The sequence below is a fragment of the Limimaricola soesokkakensis genome (assembly GCF_900172345.1).
Taxonomy (GTDB): Bacteria; Pseudomonadota; Alphaproteobacteria; order Rhodobacterales; family Rhodobacteraceae; genus Limimaricola; species Limimaricola soesokkakensis.
The window spans coordinates 19,146-44,247 of sequence record NZ_FWFY01000014.1 but is presented as its reverse complement, the minus strand read 5'-3'; the positions used below and the strand labels follow the sequence as shown (position 1 = coordinate 44,247).

Annotated in this window: 27 protein-coding genes and 1 pseudogene; 9 read left to right on the top strand and 19 right to left on the bottom strand. The window is 67.8% G+C overall.

Translation table 11 applies throughout. The annotated features are described in order from the left end of the window. Positions 1–227 (top strand): annotated as a pseudogene (locus LOS8367_RS16900) (DUF1217 domain-containing protein); the annotation flags it as partial. 73 nt (positions 228–300) lie between these two features. On the opposite strand, the gene LOS8367_RS16895 reads toward LOS8367_RS16900, so the two are convergent. The 5 genes from LOS8367_RS16895 to fliF are packed head-to-tail and all read right to left on the bottom strand — an operon-like array spanning position 301 to position 4,927. Further along, a complete protein-coding gene (locus LOS8367_RS16895; protein ID WP_242665631.1) occupies positions 301–1,374 on the bottom strand; it encodes a flagellar motor switch protein FliG in 1,074 nt (357 codons plus the stop codon). Between the two features lie 11 nt (positions 1,375–1,385). Further along, positions 1,386–2,192 carry a flagellar type III secretion system pore protein FliP gene (gene fliP, locus LOS8367_RS16890; protein ID WP_085897718.1) on the bottom strand — a complete coding sequence of 269 codons (807 nt, stop codon included), beginning with the start codon at positions 2,190–2,192 and terminating at the stop codon, positions 1,386–1,388. A gap of 8 nt (positions 2,193–2,200) precedes the next feature. Beyond that, positions 2,201–2,560, bottom strand: coding sequence for a FliM/FliN family flagellar motor switch protein (locus tag LOS8367_RS16885; protein ID WP_106535126.1), 360 nt, complete (start codon positions 2,558–2,560; stop codon positions 2,201–2,203). Beyond that, complete coding sequence (locus tag LOS8367_RS16880) at positions 2,557–3,207, bottom strand: FliH/SctL family protein (protein ID WP_085897717.1); 651 nt, start codon at positions 3,205–3,207, stop codon at positions 2,557–2,559. The genes LOS8367_RS16885 and LOS8367_RS16880 overlap by 4 nt, the downstream gene beginning before the upstream one ends. A 1-nt stretch (position 3,208) precedes the next feature. Beyond that, entirely contained in the window at positions 3,209–4,927 is a 1,719-nt protein-coding gene (gene fliF / locus LOS8367_RS16875; RefSeq protein ID WP_085897716.1) for a flagellar basal-body MS-ring/collar protein FliF, read from the bottom strand. 141 nt (positions 4,928–5,068) lie between these two features. On the opposite strand from fliF, the gene LOS8367_RS16870 reads away from it, so the two are divergent. Genes LOS8367_RS16870 through LOS8367_RS16855 form a run of 4 tightly spaced genes read left to right on the top strand, consistent with a single transcriptional unit; the run spans position 5,069 to position 7,631 of the window. Beyond that, positions 5,069–5,632: a flagellar basal body-associated FliL family protein gene (locus LOS8367_RS16870; RefSeq protein WP_085897715.1), complete on the top strand. Its 564-nt coding sequence runs from the start codon at positions 5,069–5,071 to the stop codon at positions 5,630–5,632. Between the two features lie 13 nt (positions 5,633–5,645). Beyond that, entirely contained in the window at positions 5,646–6,599 is a 954-nt protein-coding gene (locus LOS8367_RS16865) for a flagellar motor switch protein FliM (RefSeq protein WP_085897714.1), read from the top strand. Continuing rightward, complete coding sequence (locus tag LOS8367_RS16860; RefSeq protein ID WP_085897713.1) at positions 6,583–6,966, top strand: hypothetical protein; 384 nt, start codon at positions 6,583–6,585, stop codon at positions 6,964–6,966. The genes LOS8367_RS16865 and LOS8367_RS16860 overlap by 17 nt, the downstream gene beginning before the upstream one ends. Further along, positions 6,963–7,631, top strand: a complete 669-nt coding sequence (locus LOS8367_RS16855; protein ID WP_085897712.1) for a MotE family protein — start codon at positions 6,963–6,965, stop codon at positions 7,629–7,631. The genes LOS8367_RS16860 and LOS8367_RS16855 overlap by 4 nt, the downstream gene beginning before the upstream one ends. Before the next feature lie 29 nt (positions 7,632–7,660). Here LOS8367_RS16855 and flhB read toward each other — a convergent pair whose 3' ends face one another. From flhB to flgB, 8 genes are read right to left on the bottom strand one after another with little or no spacing between them, the layout of a single operon-like run. Next, positions 7,661–8,782 (bottom strand): flagellar biosynthesis protein FlhB, encoded by a 1,122-nt coding sequence (gene flhB, locus LOS8367_RS16850; RefSeq protein ID WP_085897711.1) that lies wholly within the window; start codon positions 8,780–8,782, stop codon positions 7,661–7,663. Positions 8,783–8,792: 10 nt separating this feature from the next. Next, on the bottom strand, positions 8,793–9,548 hold the full coding sequence (locus LOS8367_RS16845; RefSeq protein ID WP_085897710.1) for a flagellar biosynthetic protein FliR: 756 nt from the start codon (positions 9,546–9,548) through the stop codon (positions 8,793–8,795). Between the two features lie 3 nt (positions 9,549–9,551). Next, a complete protein-coding gene (flhA, locus tag LOS8367_RS16840) occupies positions 9,552–11,651 on the bottom strand; it encodes a flagellar biosynthesis protein FlhA (protein WP_085897709.1) in 2,100 nt (699 codons plus the stop codon). 7 nt (positions 11,652–11,658) lie between these two features. After that, positions 11,659–12,486 (bottom strand): lytic transglycosylase domain-containing protein, encoded by an 828-nt coding sequence (locus tag LOS8367_RS16835; RefSeq protein WP_242665630.1) that lies wholly within the window; start codon positions 12,484–12,486, stop codon positions 11,659–11,661. Next, complete coding sequence (locus tag LOS8367_RS16830; protein ID WP_085897708.1) at positions 12,483–12,752, bottom strand: flagellar biosynthetic protein FliQ; 270 nt, start codon at positions 12,750–12,752, stop codon at positions 12,483–12,485. Before LOS8367_RS16830 ends, LOS8367_RS16835 begins: the two co-directional genes overlap by 4 nt. A gap of 40 nt (positions 12,753–12,792) precedes the next feature. Beyond that, positions 12,793–13,116, bottom strand: a complete 324-nt coding sequence (gene fliE / locus LOS8367_RS16825) for a flagellar hook-basal body complex protein FliE (protein ID WP_085897707.1) — start codon at positions 13,114–13,116, stop codon at positions 12,793–12,795. Positions 13,117–13,125: 9 nt separating this feature from the next. Beyond that, positions 13,126–13,536, bottom strand: a complete 411-nt coding sequence (gene flgC, locus LOS8367_RS16820) for a flagellar basal body rod protein FlgC (RefSeq protein WP_085897706.1) — start codon at positions 13,534–13,536, stop codon at positions 13,126–13,128. A gap of 17 nt (positions 13,537–13,553) precedes the next feature. Further along, entirely contained in the window at positions 13,554–13,946 is a 393-nt protein-coding gene (flgB, locus tag LOS8367_RS16815; protein ID WP_085897705.1) for a flagellar basal body rod protein FlgB, read from the bottom strand. 67 nt (positions 13,947–14,013) lie between these two features. Here flgB and fliI point away from each other — a divergent pair, with 67 nt between their 5' ends. Further along, the gene (gene fliI / locus LOS8367_RS16810; protein WP_085897722.1) at positions 14,014–15,408 is read left to right on the top strand and encodes a flagellar protein export ATPase FliI; all 1,395 of its coding nucleotides are present in this window, start codon (positions 14,014–14,016) and stop codon (positions 15,406–15,408) included. 91 nt (positions 15,409–15,499) lie between these two features. Then, a complete protein-coding gene (locus LOS8367_RS16805; RefSeq protein ID WP_085897704.1) occupies positions 15,500–16,753 on the top strand; it encodes an Hsp70 family protein in 1,254 nt (417 codons plus the stop codon). 102 nt (positions 16,754–16,855) lie between these two features. Here LOS8367_RS16805 and LOS8367_RS16800 read toward each other — a convergent pair whose 3' ends face one another. The 5 genes from LOS8367_RS16800 to LOS8367_RS16780 all read right to left on the bottom strand — a co-directional run bounded on the left by LOS8367_RS16800 (position 16,856) and on the right by LOS8367_RS16780 (position 21,533). Beyond that, a complete protein-coding gene (locus LOS8367_RS16800) occupies positions 16,856–17,836 on the bottom strand; it encodes a branched-chain amino acid ABC transporter permease (protein WP_106535125.1) in 981 nt (326 codons plus the stop codon). After that, complete coding sequence (locus LOS8367_RS16795; RefSeq protein WP_085897703.1) at positions 17,836–18,723, bottom strand: branched-chain amino acid ABC transporter permease; 888 nt, start codon at positions 18,721–18,723, stop codon at positions 17,836–17,838. The genes LOS8367_RS16800 and LOS8367_RS16795 overlap by 1 nt, the downstream gene beginning before the upstream one ends. A gap of 75 nt (positions 18,724–18,798) precedes the next feature. After that, entirely contained in the window at positions 18,799–20,001 is a 1,203-nt protein-coding gene (locus tag LOS8367_RS16790; protein ID WP_085897702.1) for an ABC transporter substrate-binding protein, read from the bottom strand. A gap of 46 nt (positions 20,002–20,047) precedes the next feature. Then, positions 20,048–20,791: an ABC transporter ATP-binding protein gene (locus LOS8367_RS16785; RefSeq protein ID WP_085897701.1), complete on the bottom strand. Its 744-nt coding sequence runs from the start codon at positions 20,789–20,791 to the stop codon at positions 20,048–20,050. Then, complete coding sequence (locus LOS8367_RS16780; protein ID WP_085897700.1) at positions 20,784–21,533, bottom strand: ABC transporter ATP-binding protein; 750 nt, start codon at positions 21,531–21,533, stop codon at positions 20,784–20,786. Before LOS8367_RS16780 ends, LOS8367_RS16785 begins: the two co-directional genes overlap by 8 nt. Before the next feature lie 310 nt (positions 21,534–21,843). Here LOS8367_RS16780 and LOS8367_RS16775 point away from each other — a divergent pair, with 310 nt between their 5' ends. Then, complete coding sequence (locus LOS8367_RS16775) at positions 21,844–22,416, top strand: TRAP transporter small permease subunit (RefSeq protein ID WP_085897699.1); 573 nt, start codon at positions 21,844–21,846, stop codon at positions 22,414–22,416. A 1-nt stretch (position 22,417) separates the two neighbouring features. After that, the gene (locus LOS8367_RS16770; protein WP_085897698.1) at positions 22,418–23,803 is read left to right on the top strand and encodes a TRAP transporter large permease; all 1,386 of its coding nucleotides are present in this window, start codon (positions 22,418–22,420) and stop codon (positions 23,801–23,803) included. Positions 23,804–23,883: 80 nt separating this feature from the next. On the opposite strand, the gene LOS8367_RS16765 is transcribed toward LOS8367_RS16770, so the two are convergent. Continuing rightward, positions 23,884–24,969: a TRAP transporter substrate-binding protein gene (locus tag LOS8367_RS16765; protein WP_085897697.1), complete on the bottom strand. Its 1,086-nt coding sequence runs from the start codon at positions 24,967–24,969 to the stop codon at positions 23,884–23,886. Between the last annotated feature and the right edge of the window lie 133 nt (positions 24,970–25,102).

The following is a 25,102-nucleotide window of genomic DNA, read 5'->3' as shown; positions in this document are numbered from 1 at the left end:
TGTTCAAGGCGAAGTTCGACCTCACCAAGCTCAAGGACCCGGACGAGCTTGCGAAGCTCGAGCGGACCTATGTCGCGATCTCTGACACGAAGTCCGGCGTCAACAGCTCGACCAACGCGGCGCTTGCCCTGATGAACGCCGCCGTCAGCGCCGGGGCGGGGGGGCAGTTCACGCCGATCACCCTCGACATCTCGATCATCACTTCGATGCCGCGCTCGACCTACTAGGCCGGGCGCGCCGGGGCACGGCCTTCGGATAGGAACCAGCAGGGCCGGAGCGATCGGCTCCGGCCCTGTGTCGTCATTCGAGGATGTCCTCTTCCTCGTCGGCTGCGCTCGGCAGCTCGATCGTGCCTTCTTCGGCAAGCTGACGGGTGTAGTCGACGATCATCGTCTGCGCCGCGCGGGCGTCGCGGCCGCGAACCGGTCCCATCGTGTTCATCTCGTCGAGCAGCATGTCGCGCGCCCGCGCGGTCAGCGCGTCGAGGAAATGCTCGCGCATCTCCTTGGAGGCGCCGCGCAGCGCGAGCGGCAGCGTGTTACCGGTCAGGCCGCGCATCACCCGCGCGAGGCTCTGCGCGTCGAGCCGGATGAGGTCTTCGAAGGTGAACATCTTGGCCATGATGCCGTCGAGCGCGCCGGGCTTGCGGGCGTCGATCGCCTGCTGCAGCCCCTCGAACACGTCGCGGTCGAGCTTGTTGAACAGATCCGCCATGCGCTGTTCCATCTCGACGCCGCTCGACTGGCCGCCGGCCGAGAGCATATCGGTCTGCAGCGTTTCTTCGATCTGCGCCATCATCTTGGGCGGCACCGCCTCCATGCGGATCATCCGCTCGACCACCTCGCGCATCATCTCCTCGCCCAGAAGCGGCAGCACCTTGGCGGCGACCTCGGTGTCGACGTTGGACAGGATCGCCGCGGCGGTCTGCTCGTGCTCGCCGCGCAAATAGGTGGCGATGACGCTCTCGTTCATCGCCGAGAAGCGGGTCCAGAGGTCGCGCTCCTTCATCGGGCCGCGGATGTCGCGCAGGATCGCCTCGACCTGTTCCTCGGGCAGGAAGGCGCGCAGCATCGCCTCGGCGGTGGCCAGCGAGCCGACCACGCCGCCGCCGGTATCGACGCCTTCGGAGAACTCGGTCAGCACCCGCTCGACCAGCTCGGCCTGCACCACGCCGAGCCGCGCCACCGCGCGGGTGATCTTGGCGATGTCCTCTGGCGCCAGCTTGCGCATCAACTCCGAGCCGCGCTCCTCGCCGAGGCAGAGAAACAGGATCGCCGCCTTCTCCGCACCGCGCAGACGGCGCAGCGGCGGGGTGGGGGGCGTCGCCGCGGCGCGGACCGGGCTGGGCTCGTTGCGCGCGGGCGCGGGGGTCATCGCGTTCATCCTCATCCTCCGGCCAGTGGCACGTAGCTTTCCATCAGGCTGCCCGCCAGCATGTACCAGCCGTCGATCAGCACGAAGAAGATCACCTTGAACGGCAAGGAGATCAACACGGGCGGCAGCATCATCATGCCCGCGCTCATCAGCACCGAGGCGACGATCAGGTCGATCGCCACGAAGGGCAGGTAGATCAGGAACCCGATCGAGAAGGCGCGGCGCAGCTCCGAGATCATGAAGGCCGGGATCAGCGAGCGCCAGGACGTCGCCTCGGCGGTCTCGGGCAGCGGCTCGGGCTCGGCGCCGTCGGCTCGCGCCGCCAGCCCCTGGAACAGCTCGATGTCACGCGGCCGGGTGTTGGCGAACATGAAGGCGCGGAACGGGTCGCCGATCCGCGCGATCGCCTGCTCCTCGGTGATCGCGTTGTTCATCAGCGGCTGCAGCCCGCCCTCCCAGGCATCCTCGAACACCGGCTGCATGACGAAGAAGGTCATGAACAGCGCCATCGAGGACAGCACCATGTTGGGCGGCGTCTGGTTCAGCCCCAAGGCCGAGCGCAGGATCGAGAACACGATCACGAAGCGGGTGAAGCTCGTCATGATCATCAACAGCCCCGGCGCGATCGATAGCACCGTCATCAGCGCCACGAGCTGGATGATCCGTCCCGAGAGGGAGGCGCGCTCGTCAGAGCCCGGCGCCGCGTCCGAGAAAACGTCGCCCAGCGCGTCGAGCACGCCCGCCCCGTCCTGCGCCAGCGCGGGCCAGGCCGCGAGCGCAAGGGCGCCAGTGGCGAAAAGGAGGAGGCTGCGGTTCATGGCTGTGCTCAGTCGCCCGAGACGTAGTCCTTGACGATCTCGGTCAGCGAGACGCCGATCCGCGCATCGCCCAGCTTCACGAGGTCGCCACGCGCCACGAGGCGGTCGTTGATCACCACCTCGACCGGTTCGCCGATCCGCTTGTCGAGCTCGATCACCGAGCCGCGCCCGAATTTCAGAAGCTGCGCGATTGGCAGCCGGGCATGGCCCAGCACAATCTGTACGTCGAGACCGACATTGAGCATCGCCTCGATGTTGCGCCCGCCCTTCGGGGCCTGGGCCTCGGGGGCGTCGTCGAACAGGGCGGCGGCATCGTCCTCGATCTCGGGAAACTCGGCGCCGGTGGTCTTGCTAGGGGTCTCCGTCACGTGCGGTCCTCCGCTTGGGGGTGGGGGCGGGCGCTGGCCCGCAATGTGTTTAGGATCGCGTCGCAGATCTGCGCGAAGCTGTAGTCGAGATTGCCGCCCTCCCAGAAGACGCGGGCGTCGCCGGGAACGAGTTCGGGATCAATGGTGACGTGGGAGCGCGCGCCGAGGTTCCGATCGGCGATCAGCGCCTCGACCTCGCGTTGCAAGTCTTGCGAGCCCGGGGGCAGGGTGATGTCCAGCCGCGCCGCGCCGAGCCCGAGCCTGAGACCGCGCCGGATCTGCGCCAGGGCGCGGCGATGGGCATGGGCCTCGAGGATCTCGGGCAGGACGGTCGCGGCAGTGGTGGCCGCGTAGTCGAGCAGTTGCGCCTCGAGCGCGGCGCGGTGCCGCGCCTCCTGCGCCATGATCTCGCCCAGCCGCCCGGCGATCCGTTCCAGCGCCACAGAGCGGGCCACGTCTTCAGCGGCGCGCGCCTCGGCCTCGGCCTCGGCGCGGCCCTCGGCGCGGCCTTGCGCCAGCGCCTCGTCGCGGGCGGCGGCAACGGCGGCGAGTAGCTCGTCATCGGTATGGCGCGCTTGCGCCTCGCGTCGCGCCAGCTGGCGTTCCTGCGCGATTTCATGGTCGAAATCCCGTTCGAAGATCGACATCTCAGGCCTCCTCGGCCAGCCAGCCCTGAACCACCTTCAGGGAGGCCTCGGGCTCGTTCTCGACCATTTCGCCGACCGAGATGAGGCGACGCTTGCCGATCTTGCCCTCGACCGAGGCGAGCGACACCATCTCGTCGCCCTCCCAGGTCGCGATCTGCTGCTCGTAGGGCAGCACGGCCTGTTGTCCCGGTCCCGTCGCGCCGATCATCCCAGGCTGGCCAAGTTCCGAGCCGGGTGCCGCCGCGGTGCCGGGCAGGCGCGGGGCCCCGGCCCCGGCCGGGCCGCCCTCGTAGCCAAGCTGGCCCGCGCCTTCGGCCCCGGCGAGCGCCAGGCCCGGCGCCATCTCGGGCAGCACGCGGCGCAGCATCGGTCGCAGCCCGAAGGCCAGCACCGCCGCGACCAGCGCCAAGGCGAAGGTGCCGCGCAGGATTGCGCCGAAATTCTGGGCGATGGTCTGGCCCAACGTCAGCCCGATGGGTGCGCCGACATCCATCGAGTAATCCATGAAGCGCAGGCTATCGACCGAGACCAGATCGCCGCGCGCCTCGTCATAGCCCACCGCCGAGCGCACCAGCGCCGCGAGCCGCTCCAGCTCCTCGGGGCTGCGCTCCTCGTAGACCGTCTCGCCATTCGCGGCGACGTTGTAGATGCCGTTGACCAGCACCGCGACCGAGATCCGCTCCACCGAACCAGGCTCGCGTACCGTCTCGCTCTGGGTCGAGCCGATCTCGTAATTGACGATCTCGTCGGTGCGGGTCGAGGTCGAGGCGGACTGCTCGCCATTCACGTCGCCGCCCAGTTCGGGGGGCAGGTTGTTGCCGACGCCGACTTCCTGCTGTGTGCCTTCGCGGTCCTGGTTTTCCTCTTGGCGGGTCTCGGTCGAGCGCACCACCTGCTGATCGGGGTTGAAGCTCTGTTCGCGGATCACCTGACGCTCGGTCGAGAGGTCGACATTGACCTGCACCCGGGCGTTGCCGGCGCCGACGCGGGCGGTCAGCATCTCGGTGATCGAGCGCTGCAGCCGCTCTTGCATCGAGGCTCCCGCCGCCTGCACGCCGGCGTCGCCCTCGGTCTCTTCCGACAGGATCGTCTCGCCGCTGGCCGAGAGCACGGTGACGCGCGAGGCGGCGAGATCGGGCACCGCCGAGGCCACCAGCGCTCGGATCGCGAGACCCTGACGGCGCGAGATCGAGGAGGTGGCACGGCCGCGCACGATCACCGAGGCCGAAGGCTCGGGCCGGGTGCGCGAGAAAGCCTCGCGCTCGGGCAGCACGAGGTGCACGCGGGCCGCGTCGATGCCGTCGATGGTCTGGATCGAACGGGCAAGTTCCCCTTCGAGCGCGCGCAGCCGGCTCACCTGCTGCATGAAGCTGTTCATGCCGAGACCGGAGGATTGGTCGAAGATCTCCCAGCCGGCGCCGCCCTCGCCGGGCAGACCGTCCTCGGCCAGCGCCATGCGCGCCCGCGCCACGTCGTCCTGCGGTACCGACACGATGGTGCCGCCGCCCGACAACTCCACGTCGAAGCCGTCCTGCTCCAGCGCCGAGACCACCCGACCGGCCGTGGCGAGTGAGAGATCCGAGTAGAGCGGCGCGAAGTTCGGGGCCAGCACGAGGTTCAACCCGACCAGCAGCGCCAGCACGAGACCGATGCCGGTTGCGCCCAAGGCGATGAGCCGAGGCCGTCCGAGGGCCGCGAGGTTGTCGATGATGGATTGCACGCAAAGCCTCGCCGATACGGGTCTTTGTGTCGAAACTATCCTCAAAACATTCCATGGAACAAGTATAGTCATGGATAAGTTCTTGCCTGTTGGGTCCGAAAACCACATATTGTCCATGTTCCGACAATGGCGGGAACCAACATGTCCGAAGCGAATGCCAAGTTGGCCGGCAAGGCAAGCGGCGCGCGGCCCGGTCGGCTGCGCCTGATATTGCTCGTGTTTCTCTCCGTGCTCGCCTTGGGCGGCGGATTGATCGCGGCGGTCGGCCCGGCACGAATCCTCGAACTGGCCGGATTGGGCGGCGATGCGGCCGAGACCGAGACGATCTCGGATCCGGCGGAGCCCGCGGCCGAGGAGGTGCGCGCGGCGCTGGCGGCCGATCCGGCGCATATGGCGCTGCCCTTCGAGGAGATCATCGTCAACATTACCGCCACCACCGCCTCGGGCCGCCAGACCAGCCGTTTCCTCAAGCTCGACCTCGCGCTGATCTACGATTCGACCGCGCCGGACGCGGCGCGGCTGCCGGAGCGGCAGATTTATATGCGCGACAGTTTTCAGGACTACCTGCGCACGCTGGACGAGCGCGACCTGCGCGGCAGCCTTGGCCTGTCGGAGCTGAAGTCCGAACTGCTGCGCCGTGCCCGCGCGGTCTCGGGTGGCGAGGCGCCGCGCGAGATCCTCGTCTCGGACATGATCGTCCAGTGAAAGGGGAGATCGCATGAGCCAGCGCACGCTGCGTGAACCCGAGGGCGGCCTGAAAGAGGGCACCATCGAGGAGCAGATCATCCAGATGGCGTCGCTCAGCTACGAGCGGCTGCCATTGCTGGAGGCGATCTTCGAGCGCTACGCCCTCGGCTTGGGCGGGGCCTTCAAGAGCTTTGCGGCGATGCCTGCCGAGGTGACGCTGCTCTCCTTCGAATACATGCCCTGCGCCGATGCGCTCGACGGGATCGCCGCGCCGGCCCTAACCGCGGTGGCGCGGGCCGAGCCTTGGGACGGGCGGCTGGCGGTCGCGTTGTCGCCGGAGTTGTTGTTCTCGACCCTCGAGATCATGCTGGGTGGCCGCAGCGGCGACGGGCGGCCGTGGACGCCGCGCAGCTTCACCGCCATCGAAAAGCGATTCGGCCAGAAGCTGGCCGAGCTGGTGCTGGCGGATCTTGAGGCCGCCTTCGAGCCGGTGGGCCCGGTGAAGTTCAGGCACGACCACCTCGAAAGCCGCCCCTCGAACGCGGTGCTGGCGCCGCCGATCGCCCCGGCGGTGCGGATCGCGTTGCAGGTCAGCCTCGAGGGGCGCGGCGGCGTCTTTCACATCGTCATTCCCGACACGACGCTGCAGACGGTACGGCCATTGCTGTCGCAGAGTTTTCCGGGCGGCGACCTCGGCGTCGAAAGCGGCTGGCGCGAGGCGCTGAGCCGCTCGATCGAGGGCTCCGAGGCGCGGCTGACGGCGACGCTGCACGAGGTGCGGCTCGGCCTGCGCGAGGTTCTGGACTGGAAACCGGGCGACATCATTGACCTCGGCATCGACATGGATCACGAGGCCACCGTATCGTGCAACGGTCTGGCGCTGTTCCGCGCCGCGATGGGCCGGCGCAAGAACGGCTCGGTGGCGCTGCGCGTCACCCAGGAGCTTGCGGACGAGAAGGAGCGCGACGATGGCGATGCTGATTGACGCTGTGATCCTGCTGATGCTGGCTGGCGTGCTGTGCTATGCGATCATGGTGGATCGCCGGGTGCGCCTGCTGATGGAGACGCTGCGCGAACTGCAGCCGATGATCACTGCCTATTCGGCGGCGGTCGACCGCTCCGAGGAAACGGTGCGCGACCTCGCGGGGGCCGCGCGCGATCTGGGTGAGGCCGAGGCCCGCCCGGCCAAGGCGCCGCTTTCCGCAAGCCGCGAGAAGATCCCGGCGCGGTCCGGCGACAAGGCGGCGCGGGCCGCGCGCGCCCGCGCGCAGGCGGCGGGCGTCACCCGCGTGACCGGCAAGACCGAGCTGGTGCAGGGCTTCTTCGACAGCGTGCGCGAGCGCGATCAATGATCACACCGCGCCCGTTCCAGATGGTGGTCGGCGCGCTGGCGCTGGCCGGTGTCGCCAAGGCGTCGCTGCTGATCGGTGGCGTCGGTATGCATGCCGGGCCCGACGCGGCGCCGCAGCCATCGCGGCCCGGCCTCTTCGTCAGCGCGGCCAACGCCGCCGCCGGCGATCCGGCCCCAGAGCCCGCGCCGGAACCGGCGCCGGCCCCGGCCGAGACCGTGATCCCGCAAAGCTGCGCCGCCCCCGAAGAGGTGCTCTCGGCCATCGCCACCGAGCGCGGCCTGCTCGACGAGCAGCGCGCGGCGCTGAACGACCGCGCTTCCGAGATCGCGCTGGCCGAGGAGACGCTGGCGATTGAGACGGCGCGGCTCGAGGAGTTGCGCGGCGAGCTGGAAGGGCTGCTGACCAAGATCGACGAGGCGCGGCAGGCCGATGTGGAGCGTCTCGTGGCGCTCTACGTGAACATGAAGCCGCGCGAGGCGGCGACGATCATGAACGATCTCGACATCGAGGTGGCGGTGACCGTGCTCGGCGCGATGCCCGAGCGCGACGCCGCGCCGGTCCTGGCCGCGATGAACGTGGTGCGTGCGCAGGCGATCTCGATGATCATCCTCGAACGATCCAAGCTGCCCGGCGATCAGCGGCTGAACGGTATCCGGCTGCAATAGTCCGGGGGCGGCGCGCGGGGTTTCTTGCTTCAGTCCTCTTCGCGCAGCCGCGACCCTTCCGGCGGGGCGCGGCGGATCTTGCGGCGCAGATCCATGATGTAGCCGATGATCTCGGCCACCGCCTGCCAGTGCTCGGTCGGGATCGCCTCGTCCACTTCGACCACTTCGTGCAGCGCCCGGGCGAGGGGGCGGTTCTCGACAACGGTCACGTCGTTCTCGCGCGCGATCCGGCGGATCTGCGCCGCGATCAGGTCCGTGCCCTTGGCGACGCAGACCGGCGCCGGATCGACCCCGGGCGTGTAGCGCAACGCCACCGCGTAATGGGTCGGGTTGGTCAGCACCACGGTCGCCTTTGGCACGGCGATGGCGATGCGCTGCTGCGCCCGCTTGCGGCGGATCTGGGCGCGCTTGCCCTTGATGTGCGGATCGCCCTCGCTGTCCTTGTGCTCGTCGCGGATCTCCTTGAGGCTCATCCGCTGCTTGCGGATGTAGTCCATCCGCTTCCAGATGATGTCGATCAGCGCCACCACGGCCAGAAAGGCGGTCGCGCCCACCAGCATCCGCACGATCGCGCCGCGCGCATGCGGCAGCAGCGTTTCGGGGGCGAAGCCCGGCGCCTCCCAGATGCCCATCACGGAGTTCTTGACCGCGAACCCCGCGATGATCGTCACCACCGCGACCTTGAGGATGTTCTTGCCGAACTCGACGAAGGCGTCGGCAGAGAACAGCCGCTTGAAGCCCGACAGCGGGTTGAGCTTCGACAGCTTGGGCTTGATCCGCTCCAGCGCCACCACGGTCTGGCCCTGGATCAGCACGCCGAACAACGCCGCCAGCACCATGACGAGCACCACCGGCGCCAGCGTGCCCGCCACCGCGCCCACGAGGTGCTGCGCCACGCCGCTGACGTCGCGCAGCCCGGCCGAGCCGACGCCGACCTCCATGCCGCCGGCCGAGGCCAGAAGCCCCGACAGATCCCCCGCGAGACGCGGCAGCAGCTCCGGCAGCACGTAGAGCGACAGGACGAGCAGGGAGAAGGCGCTCATCATGTTGCCGGTTTCCTTGGAGGAGGGGACGTCGCCCTTCTGCCGCGCCTTGCGCAGCTTCTGCTCCGTTGGCTCCTCGGTCTTGCTGCTCTTGTCTTCCTCCGACATCGCGCCCCCTTTAGAAGCTGAAGCCCGTGAGCCAGTCGGCGAGGGCCTGCATCATCGCCGATAGCATGGGGGGACCGGCGAAGACGAGGCCCGCGAGCCCGCCCGCGATCAGCAGCGGCGCCGCCACGAAGAACACCGGCAGGCTCGGCATCACCCGGTTGGCGAGGCCCATGCCGAGATTGAGCACCAGCGACAGCACGTAGAACGGCGCCGCGAGCGACACGCCGAGATAGAAGCTGCGCGCCACCGCGCGCACCGTCTGCTGCGCCAGGTCGCCCAGCATCAGCCGCCCCGGCGGGAACAGCACGTAGCTGTCGATCAGTGCGGTGATCATGACGTGGTGCAACTCGGTGACGAAGATCAGCACCACGCCGGCCATCAGCAGCAGCCCCGACAATAGGGTCGAGCCCTCGAAGCTGCCCTGGCTTGGCGCGAAGGCGTTCGACAGTCCCGCCACCATGCCGAGCTGGTAGCCCGCGAATGAAAGCGCCGAGAACAGGATCCGCGCGGTGGTGCCGATCCACAGGCCGATCGTGATCTCGGTGGCAAAGATCGCCAGAAGCGCCACGGGAGCGGCCTGTGCCGCCCCTTCGATCGGCGCCAGCGGCGACAGCGACACGCTCAGCGCGAGGGCAAAGAGCAGCCGGTGCCGAGCCGGGATCGACTGCTCGCCGAAGCCCGGCAGGAACATCAGCGCCGTGCCCAGCCGGGCAAAGACCAGACCGGCGGCGAGGGCCTGCGCGACGAGGAGTTCGCCGAGATCCAAGCCTCAGCCGCCGATGGTGGCGACGGTGCGCAGCGCCGCCTTGCGATGCACCTCGTTATGCGAGATCACCTGGGTCATCGGGCTCACCCGCTCCAGCATCGAGCGCACGAAGCCGCGCACTTCGGGGCTGACCATCAGCGCCGGCCATTCGTCGGCCTGCGCGAAGCGCTGGATCTCCTTGCGCGCCTCGAGCACGAATTCCTGCACCCGCTGCGGCGACATCAGGAAATTGCGCTCCTCGCCGTTCATCCGCACCGCGCCGTTGAACTCGGTCTCCCAAGCCGAGGACATGGTGATCACCGGCACGAAGCCCTGCGCGTCGGTCAGCGCGTGGCAGATCTGGTTCGACAGGCGCCGGCGCACATGCTCGGTGATCAGCGTCACCGAGGAGGTGGTGCGTCCGGCCTCGGCGATCGCCTCGACGATCAGCGGCAGGTTGCGGATCGAGATCCGCTCCAGCAGCAGCGCCTGCAGCACGTGCTGCACGAGGATCGTCGGGCTGGTGCCTGAAATCTCGCCGGCGAGTTTCTGGTAGGGACGGGGCAGCCCCTCGATCAGCTGCTGCACCGCGCCATAGGTCAGCAGCTCGGGCATGTGCTGCTTGATCACCTCGGTCAGATGCGTGGTGATGACGCTTTCGGGGTCCACCACGGTGCAGCCCGCCGCCTCGGCCTGATCGGCCAGGGCCTGGTCGACCCATACCACCTCGAGCCCGAAGGTCGGGTCCTTGGTGCGCGGACCCGGCAGCTCGATCGCGGCTTCGGCGGGGTTGATCACCATCATCCCGGTGGCGCGGATCTGCGCGGTGGCGGCGGCCACGCCCTGCACGGTGATCGCGTAGCTGTCCGAGGCCAGCGCCGGGTCGTCCTTGATCCGCACCGACGGCAGCACGAAGCCGAACTCGCGCGCGAAGAGATGGCGCAGGCTCTTGATCTTGCCGGGCAGGGCGGCGTCGGGCCGGTTGATCAGCGGCACCAGTGCGCCGCCCAGATCGAGCCGCAGATCGTCGAGCTTCAGCGTCTCCTGCACGTCGTCCTCGGGGGTCTTGGCCTCGGCCTGTTCGCCCTCGATCGCCTGGGCCGCCTCGCGCAGCACCCGCGCCTTGGCCTCGCGGTCCATGACGTAGCCCAGCCCCGCCATCATCGACGCCAGGATCACGAAGACCGGTAGCGGAAAGCCCGGCAGCAGGCCGATGCCGCACAAGAGCCCCGCGGCCATGTAGAGCGCCTTGGGAAACTTGCCGAGCTGGCCCAGCACCGCCTCGTTGGCCGCGCCTTCGGTGCCGCCCTTGGTGACGATGAGACCGGCGGCGAGCGAGACGATGAGCGCGGGGATCTGGCTCACCAACCCGTCGCCGATGGTCAGGGTGGTATAGACATTGGCGGCCTCGCCGATCGGCAGCCCGTGCTGGACCACCCCGATGAGGATGCCGCCGACGATGTTGATCATGGTGATGATCAGGCCCGCCACCGCGTCGCCGCGCACGAATTTCGAGGCGCCGTCCATCGCCCCGAAAAAGCCGCTCTCGTCCTCGAGCTCCTTGCGCCTCGTCTTGGCCTGCGCTTCGTCGATCAGCCCCGCGCCCAGATCGGCGTCGATCGCCATCTGCTTGCCCGGCATCGCGTCGAGCGAGAAGCGCGCCGCGACCTCGGCAATCCGGGTGGAGCCCTTGGAGATGACGATGAAGTTGATCACGACGAGGATCGCGAAGATCACGATGCCGATCACGAAGCTGCCCGCGACGATGAAGCGCGAAAAGCCCTCGATCACCCCGCCAGCGGCGCCCGGCCCGGTATGGCCCTGACTCAGGATCAGCCGAGTCGAGGCGACGTTGAGCGACAGCCGCAGCATGGTGACCACCAGCAGAAGCGTCGGGAAGCTGTTGAACTCTAACGGCTTGGGAATCCACAGCGCGACCATGAGGATCAGTGCCGAGAGCGCCAGCGAGATCGCGAGCCCCAGATCGAGCAGCACCGAGGGCAGCGGCACGAACAGCACCGCCAGCACCGCCGTGACGCCGAGCGCGAAGCCCACGTCGCGGTTGGCGAGGCCGAGGGCCAGCATGCGGGAGGGCGGCTTGGCGCCGGTGGGTTTGCTGCTCATGCGCGCCTCACGAGGATGGCCGGTCTTGGCCGATCATCGGCCGCAGCGGTGCGTTGCTGTAGATCCCGAAGCGGGCGCCATCACCGGCGCCGCCGGCAATGCTGCCCGCAGACCAGCCGCGTCGGCCCGGCTGCGCGATGGCGCCGGCGCTTTGCGGGGTGGGGGTCGGGCGGGCGGCGGCGCCGCCGCGTCCCTGACCCGGGGCGGCGAGATCGCGGAAGCCGGAGATACGTTCGTTGGCGACCTCGATATTGCGGCGCAGCGACGCGAGATAGATCTGCTGCGCCTCGGGCGTGCGCGAGTGATAGGCCCCGGCGGCGGCAGTCCAGTCGCCGAACTCCTCGTAGAGCCCGCGCAGGAAACGCGCCGCGTATTCGACGTTGCGCGCCGGATCGAAGCCCTCGGCGACGCCGTCGAAGGCCTTCGGGTGCCAGCGCAGGTTGATCTGCATGCAGCCGACATCGATGCTCTCAACGCCGGCGGCGCGGCGCGCGGAGATCCAGCCCAGCGCCGCCTCGCGATTGTCGAACAGGCGGCCTTCGCCTGCGGCGTTCACCGCCCATGGCCAGATCGTCAGCTGGCCGCCACGGGTCACCCCGGCCTCCTGGATGCCGATGGCTAGCAGCAGGTTGCCGGGGATCCGGTGGCGCAGCTGCGCGCGCAGGATCTCGGCGACGCAGACGCCGTGTTCGAGCGGCGCGCCGCGCGGCGCGGCCCCCGCGGTCGAGCCGTCGCGCAGCGCGTCGCTGCCGCGGTAGAAATCGCCCCAGCCGGCGAGACCGGGCCGCGGCATCAGGGCCGCGACGAGCGCGAGGGCGAGCCCGAGACGCCTCACGCGCCACCGCTCGCGATCAGGTCGAAGACCCGGTCCGACAGCTTGGTCAGCGTCGTGTAGATGAAGGGGGTGGCGGCGAGGAGGCCGAGGAAGATCGCCGCGATCTTCGGCACGAAGGTCAGCGTCATTTCCTGGATCTGGGTCAGCGCCTGGAAGAAGGCGATGGCGAGGCCGACCCCCAGCGCCAATGCCAGGATCGGCCCCGAGCCGATCAGCACCGCGAGGATCGTCTCCGACAGGATGTCGTATGTATCGCTCTCGGTCATCGCCGGTGCCCCCGCGCGCGTGGTCTGTCCGGTGCCGCTTTTAGATCGGCATCCGTAGCACTTCCTGATAGGCCTCGACCACCTTGTCGCGCATCGAGATCATGACCTTGACGGTGCTCTCGAGCTCGAGCGTCGCCTCGACCACGCGCTGCGCGCCGACCTCGCCGGTCAGGCCCTTCTGCGCCACGGCCTCGGATTCCCGCACGTTCTTCACCGCCTTCGAGGCCGCTTCGCTCAGGACGTCGGCAAAACTCTCGCCCTTGGCCGGCGCCTCGGCGGCAGCCGGGCTTGAAGTCAGCTCCTGCGAGGAGCGGTAGGCGCCGCGAATATTCGTGGTGGAAAGGATCGAGGAGAATTCGGTCATCGGTCAGCCCTATCGCAGGAGGTCGATCATCTGGTTGCGCATGTCGCGCCCGGCTTCGAACATGTTCATGTTCGCCTCGTAGCTACGCGACGCCTCGCGCATGTTGCTCATTTCGAGGATCGGGTTGACGTTGGGCATCTTGACCATGCCCTTGTCGTCGGCGGCCGGATGCGCGGGATCGTGCACCAGCGAGAAGGGGCTGTCGTCGCGGCCGATCTGCTCGACCTTGACCATCGAGGCGCCGATCGCGCGGTCGACCAGCTCTTCGAAGGCCAGGGTCTTGCGGCGATACGGGTCGGCGCCGGGCGTGCTGCCGGTCGAATCCGCGTTGGCGACGTTCTCGGCGACGACCTTGAGCCGTTCGCCCTGCGCCCGCATGCCGCTGGCGGCGATGGCGCTGATCGAGGAAAGCGGGTCCATGACGGTCTCCTAAAGGGTCAGCGCAGGCCGGTGGCGGACATGGTGAGCAATTCGTGGCCCTTGCGATAGAGCTGGGTGGCGAGGCGGTAGCTCTCGCTGATCTCCGAGGCCTTTACCGTCTGCTGCTCCAGCACCACCGAGTTGCCATCGATCGAACGTTCCCACGCGACCGGGTCGTCGATGACCCGGGTCGTCTCGTGGCGGCCGCCCGAAGAGGTGATGTGGCGCGGATCGGTGGTGGCGATACCCGCCTGCCGGCCGGCCAGCAGCGCCTCGAAACCCGACACTTCCTTGGCCCGAAAGCCCGGGGTGTTGGCGTTGGCGATGTTCTCGGAAACCACCTTTTGCCGCGCCGCGAGCCAGTCGAGGCGCTTCGAGGCAAGAGCAAAGAAGGACATTCCGTCGAGCATTTGCGTTTCCTTTCCGGTCGATCATGGATAGCATGTATAAATCGGCATGACTACCGGAGTGATTTTCATGCAGACCGCATTTTCGGAACTGACGTCGCAACTGCGCAACGCTCCGGAGGCGCGCATCACCGGCGAGGTGCGCGCGGTGCTGGGCCTGTCGCTCACGGTGAGCGGGCTGGAACGCGCGGTCGGGATCGGCGGGCGCTGCACGGTGCATGGCGCCCGCGGCCCGGTGCTGGGCGAGGTCGTCGGCATCGACGCCCGCGGCACGCATCTGCTGCCCTTCGGCTCATGGGCCGGCGTCGTGGTGGGCGACCGGGTGGAACACAGCCCGCGCGGCGACCTGCTGCGGCCCGATACCTCGTGGATCGGCCGTGTGGTCAATGCGCTGGGCGAACCGCTGGACGGGCGCGGCCCGCTGATGGAGGGCGAGGCGGCGCGGCAGGTGCGGGCCGGCCCTCCGGCGGCATTCGCGCGGCGCCGCGTCGGGGCGCGGCTCGACACCGGCATCAAGACACTCGATGTCTTCGTGCCGCTGTGCCGAGGCCAGCGCATGGGGGTCTTCGCGGGTTCGGGCGTCGGCAAATCGACCCTGATGGCGATGCTGGCGCGCGGCGCGCAGGCCGACGTGATCGTCGTGGGTCTCGTCGGCGAGCGCGGCCGCGAGGTGCAGGATTTCATCCAGGAGGATCTCGGCCCCGAGGGCATGGCGCGTTCCGTCATGGTGGTCTCAACCGGCGACGAGCCGCCCCTGATGCGCCGCCAGGCGGCCTGGACCGCAACGGCGGTGGCCGAGCATTTCCGCGACCAGGGGTTGCAGGTGCTGCTGCTCTTGGACAGCGTCACCCGCTTCGCCATGGCGCAGCGCGAGATCGGACTGGCGGCGGGCGAGCCGCCGACCGCCAAGGGCTACCCGCCCACGGTCTTCGCCGAGTTGCCGCAGCTCTTGGAGCGTTCGGGTCCCGGTGCGGAGGGGCAGGGCGACATCACCGGGCTCTACACCGTGCTGGTCGATGGCGACGACATGAACGAGCCGGTTGCCGACGCCGTGCGCGGTGTGCTCGACGGCCATGTCGTGCTCGACCGGTCCATCGCCGAGCAGGGGCGGTTCCCCGCCGTGAACATCCAGAAGAGCATTTCCCGAATGCTGCCGGGCTGCCATTCGGCTGCGGAATACGCGGTGCTGCAGGCGGCGCGGCGCAGCCTCGCGCGGCATGCCGATATGGAGGAGCTGATCCGGATCGGCGCCTACAAGCAGGGCTCCGACGAGGAGGTCGACGCCGCGATCCGCTTTGCCGGCCCGGCCGACGGCTTCCTGAGCCAGCGCAAGGGTGAGGCGATGGTGGCCGATGAGAGCTTTGCCGAGATCTACCGCATGTTGAGCGAGGCCGGGATCAACGTGGCGCTGCCGAAGGCGCCGCAACCGCCGGCGCCATTGCGCCGGGTCGGACAGGCGGGCTGAGCCGCCTCGGGGCTTTCGCCGCGCCCGTCTTGCCGCTAGACGGGTCCGCTCGACAACGGCCCGGCGGGCCGATCAAGGCGGAGACATTCTCATGACCCCCGTGGCCTGCGGCATCGATTTCGGCACCTCCAACTCCACCATGGGGCTCGGCGCTGCGCGCGGGGCGCGGCTGATCGCGCTCGAGGGTGACGAGGTGACGCTGCCCAGCGCCGTGTTCTGGGAGGTGGACGACCCGGCGCCGATCTTCGGCCGCGCCGCGATCTCGGCCTATGTGACGGGCGAGGAGGGGCGTCTGCTGCGCGGTCTCAAGAGCACGCTGGGCTCCTCGCTCATCACCGAGCGCACCGCGATCGGCCGTCGCTCGGTGAGCTTCGTCGAGATCCTCGGCCGGTACTTCGGCCACCTGCGCGCTCGGCTCGACGCGGTCGCGCCGGGGGTGGAGCGCGCGGTGCTGGGCCGGCCCGTGCATTTCGTCGATGACGACGCGGCGGGCGACCGCGCGGCGCAGGACGCGCTGGAGGAGATCGCGCGCGGCGCGGGCTTCTCCGAGGTCGGCTTTCAATACGAGCCGATCGCGGCGGCGCTGGATTACGAAAGCGGCACCGCGCAGGAGGAACTGGTCCTCATCGTCGACATCGGCGGCGGCACCTCGGATTTCTCGGTGGTGCGCGTCGGCCCCGACCGGATGGAACGGCCGGATCGCGCGGATGACATCCTCGCCAATGACGGCATCCGCGTCGGCGGCACCGATCTCGACCGGCTGCTGAGCCTCGCGAGCGCGATGCCGTATCTCGGCCTCGGCAGCCCGATCCGCGGCGGCAAGGGAGACATGCCGCGTCACTACTACGTGGATTTCGCCACGTGGCATCGCATCAATCGGCTCTACGCGGCGCGGGCCCTGTCGGATCTCAAGGCGCTGTCCCGGGAGGCGGATGCCTCCGAACTCGTGGACCGGATGGTCCGCGCGGTCGAGGATCGGCGCGGCCATGCGCTCGCCATGGCGGTCGAGGGGGTGAAGCTCGACCTGTCGGAGGCCGAGGCCGCGCGGCTGGAGTTGAAGCCGCTCGTGGGCGGTCCGAACCCGGTGGTGACGCGCACGGGTTTCGAGGAGGCGATCGCCATGCCGCTGCGCCGGATCGGCGAGCGGATCGGCGCGGTACTGTCACAGGCCGGCGTCGGACCGCAGGCGATCGGAACGGTGTTCATGACCGGCGGTTCCTCGCGGCTGCCAGTACTGCGGTCGCTAGTGGCCGCGCATCTGCCCGAGGCGCGGATCGCCACGGGGGACATGCTGGGCTCGGTCGGCACCGGTCTTGCATTGGAGGCCGGTCGCCGCTTCGCCTGAGGCAACTTTGTTCCTAAAATACGCATGAACGACCTGTCCACCGACGCCACGAAAAAGGCCCGAGCGATCCGCCCGGGCCTTTGTCTTTTCAGTGGCGGTCCCTCAGAGCGGCCGCTTGAGCCATTTCGACAGCACGCCGATGATGCCTTCGCGGAACAGAAGCACGCCGAGCACGAAGATCACGCCCTGGATCACCGTGACCCATGCCCCCATCGAGGCGAGGTAGTTCTGCATCGTCACCACGATGGTTGCGCCGAGGATCGGCCCGAACACCGTGCCGACGCCGCCCAGCAGCGTCATCAGCACCACCTCGCCCGACATCGACCAATGCACGTCGGTGAGCGAGGCAAGTTGGAACACCTGGCTCTTGGTCGCGCCCGCGAGCCCGGCAAAGCTGGCCGAGAGCACGAAGACCATGAGCTTGTAGCGGTTGACCCGGTAGCCCAGCGAGATCGCGCGCGGTTCGTTCTCGCGGATCGCCTTGAGCACCTGCCCAAAGGGCGAATGCACGATGCGGTAGAGAAACAGGATGCCGCCGAAGGTGATGGCGAGCACGAGGTAGTAGAGCGCCTCGTTGCTGTTGACCGAGAACAGGCCGAACAACTCGCCGCGCGGCACCGACTGGATCCCGTCCTCGCCGCCGGTGAAATCGGCCTGCAGCGCGAAGAAATAGACCATCTGCGCGAAGGCCAGCGTCACCATGGCGAAGTAGATGCCCTGCCGGCGGATCGCCAGCGCGCCGATCGCGAGGCCCAGCAGGCCCGCCGCCAGCGTGCCGACAAGGATCGACGCCTCGGGCGTCCAGCCCCAGACCTTGGAGGCATGCGCCGCCACGTAGGAAGCACCGCCGAAATAGGCGGCATGGCCGAAGGACAAAAGCCCGCCGAAGCCCAGGAGCAGGTTGAAGGCCGCCGCGAAGAGCGCGAAGCACATCACCTTCATCGCGAAGACCGGGTAGACCAGCATCGGCAGGATGGCGAGCAGCACGAAGAGCACCGCGAATATCGCCTTGTGCAGCATCGGCATGCCGGCGGTGGCGGGGCGGCGCTCGTTCACCGGGGCCTGGATATCGCTCACGCTCATCAGTTGTTCCTCCCGAACAGGCCCTCGGGCTTGATCATCAGCACGATGGCCATGATCACGAAGATCACCACGGCGGAGCCCGCCGGGTAGAACACCTTGGTGAGACCCTCGACGATGCCGAGGCCGAAGCCGGTGACGATGGCGCCCATGATCGAGCCCATGCCGCCGATCACCACGACCGCGAAGACGACGATGATCAGGTCGGCGCCCATGTTCGGGTTGACCGAGTAGATCGGCGCCGCGAGCACGCCGGCGAAGCCCGCCAGCGCCACGCCGAAGCCGTAGGTCAGCATGATCATCAGGGGCACGTTGATGCCGAAGGCGCCGACGAGGGTCGGGTTCTCGGTCGCGGCGCGCAGATAGGCGCCGAGCCGGGTCTTCTCGATCACGAACCAGGTGCCGAAGCAGACCACGACCGAGGCCACCACGACCCAGCCACGGTAGTTGGGCAGGAACATGAAGCCGAGATTCTGGCCGCCGGAGAGCTGCGACGGGATCTGGTAGGGCAGGCCGGAGATGCCGTAGTAGTTGCGAAACAGCCCCTGAATGATCAGCGCGACGCCGAAGGTCAGCAGCAGGCCGTAGAGATGGTCGAGGTGGTAGAGCCGCCGGAGCGCCAGCTTCTCCAGCACGATGCCGGTCGCGCCGACGATCACCGGGGCGAGGAGCAGCGCCCACCAGTAATTGATGCCGAGATATTCGAGCAGCATCCATGCGACGAAGGCGCCGAGCATGTACTGTGCGCCATGGCTGAAATTGATGATGTTGAGGAGGCCGAAGATCACCGCGAGGCCGAGCGACAGGACCGCGTAGAACGACCCGTTGATCAGCCCGAGCAGGAGCTGCCCCATCAGAACCTGCGGCGGTATGCCTAGGAGTTCGAACATGCCTGTCCCGTTGTTTTGAGTGGCCCCTTGGGGCGGAGGTGGGCGCGCCGCGTCACGCGGCGCGCCCGGTCAGGATCAGCTTTCGTTGGCAAAGGCGCAGCCCGAGCCTTCCATCGGCAGGAAGGCTTCCTCGCCGGGGATGGTCGAGACGTGCTTGTAGAGGTCCCACTCGCCGGTCGATTCATCCGGCGTCTTCACCTCGTAGAGGTGCATGTCGTGGATCACGCGGCCGTCCTTGCGCACGTAGCCCTCGCCGAAGAGCGGATCGTCGAACTCGTTGGCCTTCATCCACTCGGCCACCACGTCGCCATCGGTCGAACCGGTGGCCTCGACGGCGCGCAGGTAGTGCATGGTGCCCGAATAGACGCCGGCATGGACCATGGTCGGCTTCGAGCCGAACTTCTCTTCGAAGCGGGCAGACCACTCGCGGGTCTCGTCGTCATGATCCCAGTAGAACGCCTCGGTGAGCACCAGCCCCTGTGCGGTCTGCGCGCCGAGCGCATGCACGTCGGTGATGAACATCAGCAGCGCCGCGAGCGACTGCCCGGACTGGGTGATGCCGAACTCGGAGGCCTGCTTGATCGCGTTGACGGTGTCGCCGCCGGCATTGGCGAGGCCGATCACGTCCGCGCCAGAGGCCTGGGCCTGCAGCAGGAAGGACGAGAAGTCGGTGGCCGGGAAGGGATGGCGGACCGAGCCCACGATCTCCCCGCCGGATTCCTCGACGATCTTCATCGTCTCTTCCTCGAGCGAATGGCCGAAGGCGTAGTCGGCAGTGAGGAAGAACCACTTCTTGTCGCCCGCCTCGGTCACGGCGCCACCGGTGCCCTTGGCCAGCGCCGCGGTGTCATAGGTCCAGTGGATCGTGGTCGGCTGGCACTGCTCGCCGGTGAGCTGGGTCGAGCCGGCGCCGCTGTCGATCAGGATCTTGTTGGCCTGGGCGGTGATGTCGGCCACCGCGAGCGCGGTCGAGGAGGTCGGCACGTCGAGGATCGCGTCGACGCCGTCCTGGTCGTACCACTGGCGCGCGATGTTCGAGGCGATGTCCGGCTTGTTCTGGTGATCGGCCGAGATCACCTCGACGTCGAGCCCCTTCGAGGCGGCGTCGAAATCCTCGACCGCCATGCGCGCCGCGACGACCGAGCCTTCGCCCGAAAGGTCGGCATAGACGCCGGAGCGGTCGTTCAGCACGCCCAGCGTCACCTCGATGTTGTCCTGCGCCATGGCGGGCAGGCCGAAGGACGCGACGGTCAGCGCTCCGAGAATGGTTTTCTTCATGTTTTCCTCCCAGTGGACGGCGCTTTTCATGCGCCTTGTGAAGCCATCAGACGCCCAGATAGGCGTGCAGCTTGTCGATGTTGGCGTCGAGTTCGGCGTTGGGGATCATGTCCACCACCCGGCCCTGATCGACGACATAGTGGCGGTCCGCGACCGAGGCCGCGAAGCGGAAGTTCTGCTCGACCAGCACGATGGTGAAGCCCTCCTTCTTCAGCTCGCGGATCGTCGCGCCGATCTGCTGGACGATCACCGGGGCGAGCCCCTCGGTCGGCTCGTCGAGCAGCAGCAGCTTGGCGCCGGTGCGCAGGATCCGGGCGATGGCGAGCATCTGCTGCTCGCCCCCCGACAGCTTGGTGCCCTGGCTGCGCTTGCGCTCCAGAAGGTTCGGGAACAGCTGGTAGATCCGCTCGACCGAGAGACCGCCCTCGGCGATCTTCGGCGGCAGCATCAGGTTCTCCTCGACATTGAGCGACGAGAAGATGCCGCGCTCTTCGGGGCACAGCGCGATGCCGAGCTTGGCGATGTGGCGCGGCTCGAGCCCGATCGTCTCGGTGCCGCGCATCGTCACCGAGCCGGTGCGCTTCGACAGGATCCCCATGATCGCCTTGAGCGTCGAGGTCTTGCCGGCGCCGTTGCGGCCCAGAAGCGTCACCACCTCGCCTTCGCGCACCTCGAAATCGATGCCGTGCAGCACGTGGCTTTCGCCGTACCAGCCCTGCAGCCCTTCGACCTTCAGGAGCGCGTCGCCGGTGGCGGCGGGGCGGTGGGTCATCGTGGCGGCCTCAGTCATGTCCGGCTCCGATATAAGCGTCGATCACGTCGGGCGATTTCGACACGGTGGCGTAATCGCCCTCGGCAAGGATTTCACCGCGCGCCAAAACCGTAATCTTGTCAGACAGATCCGCGACGACCTTAAGGTTGTGCTCGACCATCAGGATGGTGCGGTTCGCGGCGATGCGCTTGATCAGCGCCGAGGTGCGTTCCACGTCTTCCTGGCCCATGCCGGCCATCGGTTCGTCCAGGAGCAGCATCGCGGGATCGAGCGCCAACGTCGTCGCGATCTCCAGCGCACGCTTGCGGCCATAGGACAGCTCGCCCGCGCGGGTATCGGTGAACTCCGACAGCCCGACCGCATCGATATGTTCGCGCGCCTCGTCGTCGAACTGGGTCAGCCCACGCTCCGAGCGCCAGAAGTCATAGCTGTCGCCGCGCTTGCGCTGCAGAGCCACGCGCACGTTCTGCAGGACGCTGAGATCCGGGAACACGGCCGAGATCTGGAAGCTGCGCACCATGCCGAGCCGGGCGATGTCGGCGGGGGCCATCTTGGTGATGTCGCGCCCGTCATAGGTGATCGTGCCGCGCGTCGGCTGCAGGAACTTGGTCAGCAGGTTGAAGCAGGTCGTCTTGCCCGCCCCGTTGGGACCGATCAGCGCGTGGATCGAGCCTCGCTCGACGGCCAGATCGACCTTGTTGACGGCGATGAAGCCCTTGAATTCCTTGGTGAGCCCTTCGGCCTTCAGAACAGCGTCCATCAGCAACCGCCCCGCGATTGCGGCCCGGCGAGCGTGATCAGCATCACGGCCTTCCTCCCCTTTTTCTTCCGCCTCAATGTCCTCCGGGCGGTTTGACTGGAGGCTAGGCAGCGGGTGGCAGAGCTGTCAACTGGGGGCCGCGCCATTTCGCTGCATACGCAAGGTTAATTCGCCGCCATGCAGAAAATTGCTGCCCGATGCCAAGCGAGTGGGCGTTTTTTCTGATGCCGCGCCGCATCCGAGCGTTGCTTGAAGCGGTCCCGACATGCCATGAGAACGCGGATTGACATGTCCCATGAGGGAGGGAGAGATGCGCGCGCTCGCGGCGGTGGTTACCGCCATATCGGCCTTGAACCGGATCATCGGTCAGGTCTTCTCCTGGCTGGCGCTGGGGATCGTGGTGGTCTGCTTCACCGTAGTGGTGCAGCGCTACGTCTTCGCGATCAGCTACGTCTGGATGCAGGACCTCTATATCTGGCTCAACGGAGCGATGTTCACCGCCGTGGCCGGTTTCGCGCTCTTGCGCGACGACCATGTCCGGGTCGACATCTTCTACAGGCCCGCGCCGATCCCGCGAAAGGCGCTGATCGACCTGATCGGCGTGGCGGTGTTCCTGCTGCCCTTCTGCGTGGTCGTTTTGGTCTACGGCATGCCCTTCGTGCAGCGCAGCTGGAGCTATTACGAGGCCTCGGCCAATGTCGGCGGCATGCCGGGGCTGTTCATCCTCAAGAGCTTCATCATCGGCTTCGCGGTGCTCGTTGGCCTTCAGGGCCTCGCCTTGGCGGGCCGCGCGATCCTGACGCTCGCGGGGCGCGACGGGCTGCTGCCCGAGCGCTTGCGCTATTCCCTCAAGACCGACCACCTGACCGAGGCCGCCGAATAACATGGATCTAGTGCTCATCGGAGAGATCCTCTCGGGTCTCATGTTCTTCGGCATCATCGGCTTTTTGATGCTGGGCTTTCCCGTCGCCTTCACGCTCGCAGGCGTATCGCTGATGTTCGGCCTCGTCGGCTGGGCGATCGGCGTGTTCGACCCCTCGAACTTCGGCAGCCTGCCGAGCCGCTATATCGGCTTCATGACCAGCGAGGTGCTGGTCGCGGTGCCGCTGTTCATCTTCATGGGGGTGATGCTGGAGCGGTCGCGCATCGCCGAGCAGCTGCTGCTCACCATGTCGAAGCTGTTCGGCAATCTGCGCGGCGGTCTCGGCCTGTCGGTGGTGATCGTCGGCGCGATGCTCGCGGCCTCGACCGGCGTGGTCGGCGCCACTGTGGTCACCATGGGTCTGATCTCGCTGCCAGCGATGCTGCGCGCGGGCTACGACCCCAAGCTCGCCACGGGGGTGATCTGCTCCTCGGGGACGCTGGGCCAGATCATCCCGCCCTCGACGGTGCTGATCTTCATGGGCGACATGCTCTCGGGCATTAACTCCCAGGTCCAGATGGAGAAGGGCAACTTCGCGCCCACCCCGGTCTCGGTCGGGGATCTCTTCGCGGGCGCGCTGCTGCCGGGGGTGCTGCTGGTCGGGCTCTATTCGCTGTGGATCATCTTCAAGGCGATCACCGATCCCGAAAGCTGTCCCGCGACGCCGGTGCCGGCCGAGGAAAAGCGCGGCCTGTTCAAGGAGGTGCTGGTCGCGCTGCTGCCGCCGCTCCTGTTGATCATGGCGGTGCTGGGCTCGATCCTGGGCGGCGTGGCCACACCCACCGAGGCGGCCTCGGTCGGCGCGGTCGGTGCGATCATCCTCGCGGCGCTGCGCTGGCGGCTGAGCCCGCGCATCTTGCACGAGACGGTGGTGGCGACGGCGACGATCACCTCGATGGTGTTCATCATCCTGTTCGGTGCCTCGGTCTTCTCGATCGTGTTCCGGCTGATGGGCGGCGACAATCTCGTGCACGAGTTCCTGTCGAACCTGCCCGGCGGCGCCGTGGCGGCTGTGATCGTGGTGATGGCGATCATGTTCGTGCTGGGCTTCATCCTCGACACCTTCGAGATCATCTTCATCGTGATCCCGATCACCGCGCCGATCCTGCTGGCGCTCGACATCGACCCGATCTGGCTCGGCGTGCTGGTGGGGATGAACCTGCAGACCTCGTTCCTGACGCCGCCCTTCGGCTTTGCGCTGTTCTACTTGCGTGGCGTGGCGCCCGACAGCCTGCCGACCTCGGCGATCTATCGCGGCATCATCCCCTTCGTGCTGCTTCAGGTGATCGGGATCGCGCTGCTCTTCGCCTTCCCGCAGATCGTGACTTGGCTGCCGACCGTGTTGTAACAACTGCGGATCGCGCCAAACGGAACGAAAAAGCCCGGATCTTTCGATCCGGGCTTTCTCGTTCTGCGAGGAGGTCGAGATCACATCTCGAAATACTGCTCGCGGGCGCGGATGAAGTTGGCGTCCGCGGTCTGCGCCTTGGTGCGCAGGAGCTTGAGCGACTCGATGAAGCTCTCGGTGGTGCGCTTGGTCAGGTCGTCGCCGCTGTCGCGCAGCTCGCCCAGAACCTCCTTGGCGGCGCCGGCCGCGGCCTCGAGCACTTCCTCGGGGAACTGCTTCACCTGGACGCCATGCTCGTTCATCAGCGTGTTGAGCGCGCGCGGGTCGTTGGCCGCGAAATCCGAGGCCACCATGTCGTACTCGGCCTGCGACACGTCACGGATGATCGCCTGCAGGTCCTCGGGCAGCTCGGAGTACTTCGCCTTGTCGACCACCAGCTCGGTGGCGAGGCCCGGCTCCACGAAGGAGGGGAAGTAGTAGTTCTTGGCGACCTGATGGAAGCCCAGCGCGAGGTCGTTGTAGGGGCCCACGAACTCGGCCGCGTCGAGGGCACCCGACTGCAGCGCCTGGAAGATCTCGCCCGCGGCCATGTTGGTCGCGGTGACGCCCAGCTTTTCCCAGACACGGCCACCGAGGCCCGGGGTGCGGAAGCGCAGACCCTTGAGGCTGTCGAGACCGGTGACCTCGTCGCGGAACCAGCCGCCGGCCTGGGTGCCGGTGTTGCCCGACAGGAAGCCCTTCACGCCGAACTGGTCATAGACCTCGTCCCACAACTCCTGACCGCCCATGTGACGCATCCAGCCGGCAAGCTCGGTCGAGGTCATGCCGTAGGGCACGCCGGTGAAGAAGTTCAGCGCCGAGGACTTGTTCTGCCAGTAATAGGCGGCCGAATGCGACATCTCGGCGGTGCCGTCGATCACCGCGTCGAGCGATTGCAGCGGCGGCACCAGCTCGCCGGCCGAGTAGACCTGGATCGTCAGCCGGCCGCCCGAGGCGGCGGTGATCCGGTCCGCGAGGCGCTGGGCGCCGACGCCGAGGCCCGGAAAGTTCTTGGGCCAGGTGGTGACCATGCGCCAGGTGATGTTGCCCTGCGCCACGGCGGGTGCGGCCAGTGCGGCGGCGCCGGCACCCAGACCGGCCTTGGTGATGAACGAACGACGATCCACGCGTCTCTCCCTGCTGTCTCTCACGTCCCGCGCCCCTCCCGGATGCGGGCCCTCGCGCGAGATAAATCGATGCGTGGGGTCCTTGTCCAGCCTTTCGCTTCCCCGATGCATCGGCGGTGCGCTGCCGGATCGG